The organism is Shewanella sp. M16 (genome assembly GCF_018224605.1).
Classification (GTDB): Bacteria; Pseudomonadota; Gammaproteobacteria; order Enterobacterales; family Shewanellaceae; genus Shewanella; species Shewanella oncorhynchi.
Genome location: NZ_JAGTUL010000004.1, coordinates 186,471 through 199,253 on the forward strand (window position 1 = coordinate 186,471; position 12,783 = coordinate 199,253).

Below are 12,783 nucleotides of genomic sequence, written 5' to 3' on the forward strand. Positions count from 1 at the left end.
GCTCAAGCCACTCGCGGCAGACTCAAAATGACATAGATGATTGAGAGGTTATTGACTCGCACTGAGGATTAAAAAGAGAGCCTAAGCTCTCTTTTTAAGGTTCAAGATATTGATTAACTGCTTCTAGTTAACTTCCTATAGATAGTCTTTTTTATAGTCAGTGGGGACTGGCGGCTCTAAATGCTCAGGTGTAAAGTCCACTTCATGGTCTTTTTTAGGCTGCCACCACCAATTGAAGAAGCGGCTGCTAGTGCGCTTAACGTCGTCCAGTATGATGTACAGCAAGGGCACTAAAATTAGCGTCACAAGGGTCGAGAACAGGATACCGAAGGCGAGGGATGTCGCCATAGGGATCACTATTTGCGCCTGCAAACTACGCTCGAGAATAATAGGCACTAAGCCGACGAAGGTGGTGAGTGACGTCAGGATGATCGCCCTAAAACGATAACAGCCTGAATCGACCGCCGCCTGTCTGACCGACTGCCCTTGCTCCCGCGCACGGTTCACAAAGTCCACCAAAATCAAGGAGTCGTTCACCACCACTCCCGCTAATGCCACTATGCCGCAGAGACTTAACACACTCATCGCGAGTCCCTGAATTAAGTGACCAAACAGGGCGCCGATAATCCCGAAGGGGATCACAGACATGATGATTAACGGCTGACTGTAGGATTTAAGTGGCACGGCCATCAAAGCATAAATGGTGAACAGCGCAAAGAAGAAGCCTTGCATCAAACCGACCATGGCATTCTGTTCATCCAAACTGCCACCGTCCAGTGCAGTTTGGATTTTAGGATACTTGGCCTGCAATTGTGGCAGGTAATCTTTTTGGATTTCTTGCACTACTTTTGAAGGTTCAACGATGTTTTTGTTAGCATTTGCCGTGATGGTAATCGCTCGCTTGCCGTCAACACGGGTAATTGAGGCGTAGGATTCACCTTTTTCAATTTGTGCCACGGTCGAGAAGGGAACCGAAGTGCCCGTTGGCGTGCGGATCAGCATATTTTCAAGATAACCCACAGTACGACGTTGCTCTAATGGGTAGCGCACCATCACCTTGATTTCTTCTTTATTACGCAAAATCCGTTGGGCTTCGTAACCGTAGAAACCATAACGTACTTGGCGAGCTAAATCGGAAAGCGTGAGGCCAAGGGCTTCTGCTTCTGGGCGTATCTTGAGGCGAATTTCATGGCTGCCCGATGAAAAGTTGTCGGCAATATCGTACACGCCTTCATAGCTGGCGAGTTTTTGCTTCAACTCTTTAGAGGCTGCGGACAGCTCATCGAGGTCACTCGAGGTCAGTCTGAAGGAAATATCGCCACCAGCATCGTTGGTGCTCGCGTTAAAGCTGAGTTTTTTAACCGACAAAAGCTCGGGCAATTGTTCACGCCACGCGGCAGCAATCGTCACGCCATCGACTTCCCGGTCTTCACCTTTCGTCAGTTCGGCAAAAATGAAGGCCGAGGTACGGGAGCTCATATTGATAAAGCTGTGCTTCACCACTTGATAACCGTTATCTTTCTCCATTTTTTCGTTCATCTTGTACAGGGCTTCTTCTATGCTCTGTACCACTTTTAAGGTGTTACCTTCGGAGCTGCCTTCATCCATTTCAAGTTCAACTTGAATAAAGTCTGAGGGAATGTCTGGGAAAAATACCCAGCGCACTTTGCCACTGGCGACTAAGGCAATCGACAGAATCAATACACCGATAAAGGCCGCGACCACGTTGTATCTGTGTTTGATACAGCGCTCGAGGAAGTTGCGATAACTGTGGTGAATAAAGTATTGCACTCTGTCGTTAAAATTGGCTTTTAGGTGGCCAAAGAATCCCTTTGGTGCACCAGGTTTTTTAAACTTCATGTGCGCTAAATGCGCTGGCAGAATGAACTTAGACTCTACCAGTGAGAAGGCTAAACAGAGGATGACCACCATACCGATGGATTTCCAGATAATCCCCATAGGGCCAGAAACCATCAACATGGGAATAAAGGCTGCAATTGTGGTTAATACGCCGAATGTGGCGGGCATAGCCACTTTTTGTGCACCGCGGATCACGTTCTCAACCGAGTGACCGTGTTGTTCGACCTCAGTGTAGGCACTCTCGCCGATGACAATGGCATCATCCACCACTATTCCGAGCACTAAGATAAAGGCGAATAGGGTCAACATGTTGATCGTCATGGAGAAAGGTTCGAGCGGCATGACCAACATAGTGCCGAGGAAACAAACAGGTATTCCCATCATGACCCAAAATGCTAACTTCAGATCGAGGAACATGGCTAAGATGATAAACACCAACAAGGCACCGTAAAACATGTTTGACATCATCATGTCTAAGCGGCCCTGGAGATAGTGGGTCATATCACCCCAAGTATCGAGTTGAGCGTTAGCTGGCAGTGTGGCGCGGCGCTGCTCGACGTACTGTTTAACTTGGTCTGCAATGTCTAAGGCGTTTTGATCATCAATGCTGGTGACTTCAATAATCGCAGCGGGTTTGCCGTTAAAGCGGGTATATTCCAAACGTTCTTCAAAATCATCTTTGATGGTCGCCACTTGTGGCAGCATCACGCGGCTACCGTCGGCGCGAGTTGTGACGACTATATTGGCAAAGTCATCGCCCGTGTAGGCTTGGCCTTTGGTGCGCAATAGGATATCGCCATCTTGAGCACGAATAGAGCCACCTGGTAAGTCTAAGGAGGAGTTTTGCACTGCTAATGCGACCTGCGAGAAGGTCAAACCGTATTCTCTTAACTTATTCTCAGAAACTTCAATACCGATTTCATAATCGCGCACCCCTGTGACTTTCGCACGGGTTACCGCGGGGAGTTGGGTTAAATCGTCACGCACCGACTTAGCCAATTCTTTCATATCGTGGAGTGTCATATCGCCATAAACAGACACCCAAATGACGTTATTCTCTGGCTTGATTTGAGAGATATTCGGTTTTTCGATGTTCACTGGGAAGGTTGAAATTGCATCTAACCGCAGTTTGGCTTCATCGAGAATGGTCTGCACTTCGTAACCGTCTTCAACTTCAACGGTAATCGAGCCAACGCCTTCGCTAGCCACAGAAGTCACTTTCTTGATGCCGTTGATATCTTGGATGGCTTCTTCAATCTTGATATTGATGCCTTCTTCGATTTCCTGTGGCGCCGCACCTGGATAGGCGACGGAAATATTTAATAAATTGAGTTCGAAAGAAGGAAAAACTTCTTTATTAATCAAAATACTGCTGAACAGGCCGCCGATGAGCAGAACACACATTAATAAGTTCGCGGCCACACTGTTGCGGGCGAACCAAGCTAAGATCCCTTTTTGAGTGTCCATTATTTGACTCCAGCGGCCGCAAGACTCGATTCAGGAGTATTTTCTTTTGGTGTCTCAGTGGGCAATGCCGCTTCACCTAAGATTTTGACCATTTGCCCATTTGCCATACTGTTAAAGTGGGTCGTAGCGACGCGTTCGCCCGTTTTTAGACTGTCTTTGATGAACACATTTTCTAAATCACTACGAACCACATTTACTTGGCGCATTTCAATGATATTTTTGTCGCTGACTAGGGCGACTTGGTCGTTACGAACCACATGGCGGGGTAATTTAACTATGCCATCGACAGTGCGGCCCTTGATGACTGCATTGACGAAGCTGCCGTATTTAAGTGGTAAGCTACCTGGCACTTTATTCGCGCGCAGATAGGGATCTTTGATTTCTGCGACTAAATACACCATGCGATTTTCGGCATCGATAACACCTTCACTGCGGATAATATTGCCTTCCCAAGTATTTTCTTTGCCCGCCAAAGAGGCGCTAAGCGTGACTTGGGTATCGGGATTATCGACAGACTCTAAATAGGCTAAATCATCATTAGAAATGGGTAAGCGGATTTCGGCAACGCGAGTGTCATAGAGCTCACCTAGATTAGTGCCTAAGCTAACGTATTGACCTAAATCGACATTTCTAACTTTGATTATGCCATCAAAGGGCGCGCGAATAACCGTGCGCTCAAGGTTACGTTGGGCTCGCGCCAGTGCTGCCTGCGCATATTTTACGTTAGCTTGTTCTTTTTTGAGTTGCGGGATACGTAGACCTAACTCAGGGGGCAAGCCCTTGTCATAGCCTTTGAATTCGATTTTAGCGACTTCACCACGGGCTATTTCTTCGTTCAGTGCGGCGGTGGCTTGGGCCAGCGTCGCTTCGGCTTGCATTAAGTCAGCCTCGTAATCTGAGGGCTCGATTTGCGCTAATTGGTCGCCTTTCTTGACTATGCCACCTGCAACAAAATGAGGGGAGATAGTGAGCATTCTGCCTTGAACTTCGGTCACGAGTTGTGTTTTATACTTTGGGGTAACCACGCCGTAGGAAGGTAAGTTTAGCGATACTGTTTGCTGAGTCACTTGCGTGACATCAACGATAGGAATGGGCATCTCTTCAGGTTTTTGTTCTGGCGCCTCCTTCGTTTGCATTAATAAGGCTGCGCCAAAGACAAACAGCAGCAGAATAAGAAAAGGAGACAGTCTCCTCAGTAGGGTCTTCATCATATAATGGTTAAATCCATGCTAATCGCGTAATGGGGTTAAAGTAGCAGAGTCGGCCACGCCAATAAATTTATTTTTGTAAATTAAATGTTTCTAAAAGTGATGCCGTGACAGATATGCGCATCGTGCATCGATATTTGGGCGAAAATTAGAGCAGAAAGGTGATGAAAGGTTCAGTTAGGTGATTGGAATATATTGAAATAAGAATGAATACGCATTGGGGTTAACCGCTCTAAATCCGCCGCATTTCATTCTATATAATTAAGCGTAACATGATATTTTTAGTAAAATCACCCACGTAAGTTATATTTTGGTAATAAAAAAGCCGCATATAGCGGCTTTAGTTTGGTGAATTTAAGCGGGTGTTACTTTTTCTTACGGGCGATTTTACTCGCTTTCTTTGCCGCTTCTTTCTTGCTCGTTTTCTTCGCAGCTTCTTTCGCTTTCACTTTGGCTTTTTTCTTACCCGGTGTGCGCGCTTCTTTATTCTTTGGACGCAGCTCTTCGATCACGCGGCGTTTCAACGGTTGCTCGATATAACGCTCGATTTTACCGACGATACGCATGTCGTGGGCTTCGGCAAGCGAAATCGCGGTACCTTTTGCGCCAGCGCGGCCAGTACGGCCAATGCGGTGGATATAAGTGTCAGCAGAACGTGGCATATCGAAGTTGATCACATGAGTGATATCGTCGATATCGATACCGCGTGCAGCCACATCGGTCGCTAACAAGACATTGACTTCACCTTTAGTAAAGCGACTCAAGGCTTGGAAGCGTTTCTTCTGTTCCATATCACCACGCATAAAGGCGCAGGGAATACCGACTTTAAGTAACTGGCCTTCTAGGCTAGAAACGATGTCGCGGGTTTTCACAAATACGATAGTCCGTTTGACATCTTCTTGGCGTAGCAAATGGCACAACAGCGCAAATTTATGCTCTTTATCATCGGCTAAGTGAATCCATTGGTGGATCTTGGCTTTTTCACTGCGAGGGGCTTCAACATCGATTTCAATCGGGTCGTTTAACACTTCACGGGCAAAACGTTGTACACCGCCGCCTTCTAAGGTGGCAGAGAACAGCATGTTCTGTTTGCGGCCTTGGGCCTCAATAGCAATGGCTTGCACCACAGAAGAGAAGCCCATGTCTAACATGCGATCGGCTTCGTCGATAATTAAGATATCGACTTCTTGGGCGTTGAAATTGCCTTTGTCTAAATATTCCATTAGGCGGCCTGGGGTCGCGACCAGAATATCGACGTTGCCTGCTAAGGCCTCTTCCTGTGGTCCATAAGGAACACCACCAGTAACGATAGCAATATCTAAACCTTGGCCCGTGGCTAGGTGACTCGCATAACGGTGGATTTGGCTGGCTAACTCACGGGTTGGCGTGAGGATTAGCACCCTTGCTTGACCAGCAAAACGACGGGGAAAGTCGATCAAATGCTGTAGCGATGGCAGTAAAAAGCTTGCTGTTTTACCTGTTCCTGTCGGGGCGCGCGCAAGAATATCTCTTTGCTCTAGGGCGTAAGGAATCGTTTCTTGCTGAATCGTAGTGGGTGAATGATGCCCCATGGCATTAAGCGACTCTAATAAGCTAGGGTCAAGCTGGAAATCTTCAAATTGCATGCGCAGCGTCTCGACGGATAATAGCGAAGCATTATAAAGGTTATGGCGGTTAACTTAAATAACTTATCTAGATCTCCTGTGTTTATCTTCTGTGTCAGTAAAGTTTTATGGTAATCGACATAAGTTAATTACTTTTAGGTCAATGTATTAGCATTTAATTTGTGGGAAATTGGACCTTTCGTTAAATTTGCCAAACTTAGCTAGCTTTACTTAAGGTGTCAGGATTGGACTCAATATCAGTATTTAAGGTAAAAATCTCGGATCAATTGCACCATGGTTTGTGTGTATTGGCCTGAACTTTCACGAATAGCGATATCACTGAGCTTTGGAGCCATTTGTGGATGAGTCTTGTGGGCGAGCACGCAGAGTACTCGATTAGCGCTTTTCCCTACAATGCTGATAAGGTTGGTTATTTCAATCAAATTGAGCTGAGAGTGCGTTAGTATTTCGTCGAAACGCGCCATACTCTGCATTGGTAATATGAGGCTTGCTTTTCCTTGTGGTGCTAGGCACACATGAATGGCATCGAGTAGTGCGGTAAAGCTTAAGCTATCTGTGTGGCGGGCCATAGCGCGCTGGGATTGTATCGCTTGCGTGCCTTGCTCAAAATAGGGGGGATTACAAATTATGTGATCAAAATACTCTTGATACTCAGTTTGTTGGCAAAAGTCTTGGATGCTGCAATTAACTAAGGTCAGTCGATTAGCCCAAGGACTATTGTGGAAGTTATGTTGGCAAGCATGGGCGGCATTGGTGTCTAATTCGACACTGGTGATATGTGCTTGACTGCGCTGAGCTGCCATTAAACTGAGTAAGCCGCTGCCTGCGCCTATATCTAAGATTGATTTCGCGGTGGTCAGTTGTGCCCATGCCCCAAGGACGACGCTGTCTGTGCCTACGGCCATGCCGCAATTCATGTCATCGATATGAAATTGTTTAAAAGTGAATGCCATGGGGAGTTAATTTTGCCGTTCTAAAGTGATTTAGGCCCAATATTGGGCGCGCAATATTCTAATTCTAGCCCTCGTTTTTAGCTAATGTTTTTAAACAGTCGCATCTGTCCTAGCTGTATGAATTTGTGTCGCCAAATCATTTACTATTTTACGTGGTAATACTAATTTCACTTAATTAACGCTTTAATTTATTGCCTTAGAAACCTTTTATTAGCATTATTTAGCATTATTTAGCATTATTTAGCATTATTTAGCTTTTTTTGCCTGAACGGACTTGTTGTCTTGTATTGATGCTTTAAGTCTGGTATTAGTTTCGCCCCCATTTTTAATCACTTTTAAGATTAACGGATAGGTAAACGAGTTTGTTGGTGAATTAGTCGTCAGTTAGGCTACATAAACGTTCGCCATCGTTTATAAACTCGGCAGATATCGAACATATTTACCACGGAATCGTGTAAACATAGATTTGCACTCCGGATGGGCTTTGTTTTAGCTATGGCTAATCGACACATAATCACTTAAGTTTGTAAAAAAACAATAAGACAAGATGGGGCTTCCAGTGCAAGACAATCAGATGAGTATCGGAGATACATTAGGCTTAGGTTTTATGACCTTTGCGTTCTTTTTAGGTGCGGGAAACCTAATTTTTCCACCATTCGCGGGTATGTTAGCGGGCGAAAATATGCCCCTCGCCATGTTGGGTTTTTTGATTACCGCCGTAGGTTTACCTTTAGTTGGACTGATTGCTGTCGCTAAGGCTCAAGGTAAGGTTATGGCTATGCTGCCAGTATTTGCAGCAACGACATTGGCCGTCGCGATTTACATTATTATCGGCCCTGCTTTTGCTGCGCCGCGTACGGGATTAGTGGCTTACGAGATTGGCGCTAAGCCATTTATCGATGACACTACGGCAACGTTTTTGCTGGGCAGTTTGGAATTAAACCTGACGCAACTGCTATACACATTAGGTTTCTTCGCTGTCACTATGTTGCTGGCGCTTTTCCCTGGTAAGTTGCTCGATAGCGTAGGTAAAGTATTAACGCCTATTTTATTGATTTTGTTGGTCGGATTAGCCGTTTCAGTGCTGTTTTTACCTGCATCCGAAGTGGGCCAAGCAGTGGGGGATTACCAACAGCATCCGCTGACCAAAGGTATTTTGGAAGGCTATAACACTATGGATACGTTAGCATCCTTGATGTTTGGTATGTTGATTATTGATATCCTGCGTAAAAAGGGCATTGACCAACCCAGTGATCAAACTAAGTATCTAATCCGTGCAGCCTTTATTGCCGCCGCTGGTTTAACTTTTGTGTATGTGTCCTTGTTCTTTTTAGGTGCAACCGCTGGCGATATCGCTATCGGCACTAAAAATGGTGGCGAAATATTAACAAATTACGTGACCCGCGAGTTTGGTGAACTAGGCTCAGTCTTGTTGTCATCAGTCGTGACTTTAGCTTGTTTGACCACTGCGGTTGGGCTAGTGAGTGCGTGTTCTGAGTTCTTTAATGAGCTGATGCCTAAACTGTCTTACCGTTTCCTCGTGGTCTTTTTAAGCTTGATATGCGCTGTGATTGCGAACGTGGGCCTAAGTCAGTTGATTGCTATTAGTATTCCCGTATTAATGACGATTTATCCTGTGGCTATTGCTCTTGTGGTTGTGACTTTCCTGACCGCTTATTTTGCGAATCCACAGTTTGCACATCGTGCAGTACTGAGCGTGGCACTGTTTTTCGGCATCTTCGATGGTCTTAAAGTGGCAGCGAAAAGTTTGACTGACGCTGATGGTCAAGCCATTAATGGCTTAGCACAGGTTTTTATCCATATAGTGAATGTTATGTCTCCAGTGTTATCTAAGCTGCCACTCTATGAAGAAGGTATGGCTTGGTTATTGCCGACCATTGCGACGATTGCACTGTGTTTAGTATTCGGTCGTGGCCGTGGTCAAACGGCTGCAGCCTAGGCTTTGCATTCGAGTTCTCGTCTTTATGCTTAACTCAGTTAAGCTTATGCAGGCTTAGACATATTTAAATTAATATCAACGGCGTATCATTTGATTACGCCGTTTTTTTATGGAGTATTTGTGCCTAAAACCTATATGCCAGATCCACTTATCGATGCTTTTCTTGATGATCTTTGGTCAAGCAAGGGACTGAGTGATAACACGCTATCGGCCTATCGTACCGATCTACGCCATTTTGATCGTTATCAAGGTCAGCAAGGAGTGACGTTACTTGCGGTTTCTCAGGCCGATGTTAGGGCATATCTGGCCTTTAGAGTTGAGCAGAATTTTGCGCGTACCAGTAGCGCTCGACTGCTCAGCAGTTTACGGCGTTTTTATACTTATTTGGTGCAGATCAAGCAGATTTCAGCCGATCCTATGGCCTTAGTCGAGTCGCCTAAGTTAACGCGTCATTTGCCGGATTCTCTGAGTGAGTCGCAGGTTGACCGTTTACTGTCTGAGCCCAATGTGGATGATGCCGTCGAATGCCGTGACAAGGCAATGCTAGAGCTTTTGTATGCAACTGGCCTCAGGGTGAGTGAACTTGTCGGCTTGACCATGGAGCAAATGAGTTTGCGCCAAGGCTTAGTACGTATTGTGGGCAAGGGTGGCAAAGAGCGTCTTGTGCCGCTGGGGGAATTGGCTATTACCGAAGTGGAGGGCTACATGAAATTTGCTCGCCAAGAGTTGCTCGGTAATAAACAATCCGATGTGGTATTTCCGTCGAAACGCGGGCAGATGATGACGCGGCAAACTTTTTGGCATCGGATTAAACTTTATGCTCTGCGTGCGGGGATTGAAACTGCATTATCACCGCACACTTTACGCCATGCTTTTGCCACTCATTTGCTCAATCACGGTGCCGATCTGCGGGTTGTCCAACTGTTATTAGGTCACAGCGACTTATCGACGACACAGATTTATACCCATGTAGCACGGGCAAGATTGCAGGAATTGCATCAACAGCATCATCCTAGAGGCTAAAAAAGGATTTAGTTACAGCATAAATTTGCTTTCCGCGCGGCTTGTCTGTAACTTTTTGCCCCTATACAGGGTCTATTGAATATCTCGAGTTAGAACGGCCCCAATATCTCGTTGTAGTGACACAATTTATAGGATGTCCCATGAAGTTGACCCCAGCATTATCCTTAGTTTTTGCCCTCCTAGTTGCACCACTTGCCAGCGCTGCCACTGCGACGTCTCCCGATACCGCTGCGATTAAGCAAAAACTCGGTGAGATGTTAGATGTTGAAGTCATTTCTATGCAGGACTCACCAATTGAAGGCTTGTATCAAGCCATGACCAACCGCGGCGTGCTCTATATTAGCCGTGATGGTTCAAAACTATTCCACGGTAGTGTGTATGATATCGATAAGGGCATGAAAAACTTAACCGAAGCCGCATTAGCGGGTCCGCGTTTAGAAATGATGAAGCCGCTTGAAGAGAATATGCTTGTCTATAAAGCGAAAAACGAAAAACATGTGGTCACTGTATTTACCGATGTTAGCTGTGGTTATTGCCGTAAACTGCATAGCCAAATGTCTGACTACAATAAACTTGGTATTACAGTGCGTTACTTAGCTTTCCCGCGCGCGGGTGTGCCGTCAGCTAATGCCGACGAGATGCAAGCTATCTGGTGTGCTAAAGATCCATTAAAAGCCATGACTGATGCTAAAGCGGGCAGCAAAGTTGCTGCGGCAACATGTGACGCTAAAATTGCCGAGCAATATGCTTTAGGCACAACCTTTGGTGTCAATGGTACGCCTGCAATCGTATTAGAAGATGGCAATATGATCCCTGGTTATCAACCGCCTGAAGACTTATTACGCACCTTAGAGGCACGTCAGTAACAGCCTAAAATGTAAAATTTTTCCCACGAAAGGTGAGCTTAAGGCTCACCTTTTTGTTATCTTATTGCCACGATTTCATGAGAGTTTGAGTCCCTTGATCCATAAGATAGTCCGTCGCCCAACCGTTGATGATAGCCATTTACCCGCTCATCTTTCGCCGCTATTGAAACAGCTTTACGCTCGTCGTGGTGCGCTAACCCACGAATGCGAGCTTGTCCTTAAGGGTCTATTAAGACCTGAAACTATGAAAGGGTTGCCCGAAGCCGCGGTGCTTATCGCCGATGCCATGCAGGCGAATAAGTCGATTCTGATCGTGGGTGACTTTGACGCCGACGGCGCCACATCGACCAGTGTGTGTATGTTGGCGCTGCGGATGATGGGCGCGGTGAAAGTGGATTATTTGATCCCCAATCGCTTCGATTACGGCTACGGCTTAAGCCCTGAAATTGTTGCAGTTGCGGCCTCCAAACAGGCTGAGCTACTCATCACAGTTGATAATGGCATTTCATCAATTGACGGTGTTGCGGCGGCCAAAGCCTTTGGTATGCAAGTGGTGATTACCGACCATCATTTACCCGGACATGAGTTACCCGCTGCCGATGCGATAGTGAACCCTAACCAACCGGGCTGTCCATTTGCCAGCAAATCGATAGCGGGTGTCGGCGTGGCCTTTTATTTGATGACGGCATTAAGGGCTGAATTACGGACGCGAAACTGGTATCAAACCCATGGTATTGCTGAGCCTAATTTAGGCACATTACTCGACATCGTTGCCCTCGGCACCGTTGCCGATGTGGTATCACTCGATGCCAATAATCGTATTTTGGTTGAAGCAGGTTTACAGCGCGTGCGAGCCGGGCGTTGCCGTGTGGGGATTACTGCGTTGCTTGAAGTGGCGAAGCGAAATCCGGCGCGCATTGTCGCATCTGACTTTGGTTTTGCTGTGGGCCCAAGGCTTAATGCCGCAGGCCGGTTGGATGAAATGGCACTTGGGGTTGAAACCTTACTCTGCGAAGACATGATGTATGCGCGGCGCATGGCGGCAGAGCTTGACGGATTGAATCAAGAACGCCGTGAGCTGGAAGTCGGCATGCAGCAGGAAGCCTTAAAAAGCCTAGAGCACTTAAAGCTTAACGAAGCCGAGTTACCTTGGGGGATTGCTTTATTTCAAGAGGATTGGCATCAAGGCGTGATCGGGATTTTGGCCTCGCGCATTAAAGACAAATACCATAGACCCGTGATTGCCTTTGCCGATGCGGGCAATGGTGAAATTAAAGGCTCGGCGCGTTCGATCAAAGGCTTGCATATGCGCGACTTATTGGAGTTAGTGAACACTCGCCATCCGGGACTGATTATCAAATTTGGTGGTCATGCAATGGCGGCGGGTTTATCGCTCAAAGCGGGCAGTTTTGCGACATTTGCCAAAGCCTATGATGATGCGGTGCGTGAGCAGCTTAAACCTGAGTTGTTAACGGGTGAGCTTTGGTCCGATGGCGAACTCACTCCCGCAGAGTTGAATCTTGAAATGGCTCAGTTACTGCGCAATGCGGGGCCTTGGGGACAAGCTTTCGAAGAGCCGTTATTCGATGGTTACTTTACGATAGTGCAACAACGTCTTGTCGGTGAGCGCCACCTTAAGCTCGTACTCGAAACCCAATGCGGCACTGTGATGCTCGATGCCATTGCCTTTAATGTGGATTTGCACACTTGGCCAGATGCGACGATTAATCATGCCCGTATTGTGTATAAACTCGATGTGAATGAGTATCGCGGCAATTTTTCGCTGCAACTTATGATTGAGCAAATCGAAGCTATGTAAGC

The 12,783-nt window shown here is 46.5% G+C and carries 8 protein-coding genes; 4 read left to right on the forward strand and 4 right to left on the reverse strand.

The features are described from left to right. Positions 1-135 precede the first annotated feature (135 nt). The 4 genes from KFE26_RS04425 to KFE26_RS04440 form a co-directional block, all read right to left on the reverse strand. A complete protein-coding gene (locus tag KFE26_RS04425) occupies positions 136-3,327 on the reverse strand; it encodes an efflux RND transporter permease subunit (RefSeq protein WP_212599764.1) in 3,192 nt (1,063 codons plus the stop codon). Then, positions 3,327-4,538 (reverse strand): efflux RND transporter periplasmic adaptor subunit, encoded by a 1,212-nt coding sequence (locus KFE26_RS04430; protein WP_212599765.1) that lies wholly within the window; start codon positions 4,536-4,538, stop codon positions 3,327-3,329. The genes KFE26_RS04425 and KFE26_RS04430 overlap by 1 nt, the downstream gene beginning before the upstream one ends. A gap of 362 nt (positions 4,539-4,900) precedes the next feature. Next, positions 4,901-6,160, reverse strand: coding sequence for an ATP-dependent RNA helicase SrmB (srmB, locus tag KFE26_RS04435; protein ID WP_105250089.1), 1,260 nt, complete (start codon positions 6,158-6,160; stop codon positions 4,901-4,903). Positions 6,161-6,396: 236 nt separating this feature from the next. After that, positions 6,397-7,113 (reverse strand): tRNA1(Val) (adenine(37)-N6)-methyltransferase, encoded by a 717-nt coding sequence (locus KFE26_RS04440; RefSeq protein ID WP_212599766.1) that lies wholly within the window; start codon positions 7,111-7,113, stop codon positions 6,397-6,399. A gap of 547 nt (positions 7,114-7,660) precedes the next feature. On the opposite strand from KFE26_RS04440, the gene brnQ reads away from it, so the two are divergent. The 4 genes from brnQ to recJ all read left to right on the forward strand — a co-directional run bounded on the left by brnQ (position 7,661) and on the right by recJ (position 12,781). Next, positions 7,661-9,073: a branched-chain amino acid transport system II carrier protein gene (brnQ, locus tag KFE26_RS04445; protein WP_212599767.1), complete on the forward strand. Its 1,413-nt coding sequence runs from the start codon at positions 7,661-7,663 to the stop codon at positions 9,071-9,073. 120 nt (positions 9,074-9,193) lie between these two features. After that, entirely contained in the window at positions 9,194-10,096 is a 903-nt protein-coding gene (xerD, locus tag KFE26_RS04450; protein WP_212599768.1) for a site-specific tyrosine recombinase XerD, read from the forward strand. Between the two features lie 140 nt (positions 10,097-10,236). Further along, positions 10,237-10,962 (forward strand): bifunctional protein-disulfide isomerase/oxidoreductase DsbC, encoded by a 726-nt coding sequence (gene dsbC, locus KFE26_RS04455; protein WP_105250085.1) that lies wholly within the window; start codon positions 10,237-10,239, stop codon positions 10,960-10,962. Positions 10,963-11,056: 94 nt separating this feature from the next. After that, on the forward strand, positions 11,057-12,781 hold the full coding sequence (recJ, locus tag KFE26_RS04460) for a single-stranded-DNA-specific exonuclease RecJ (protein WP_212599769.1): 1,725 nt from the start codon (positions 11,057-11,059) through the stop codon (positions 12,779-12,781). Positions 12,782-12,783 lie beyond the last annotated feature (2 nt).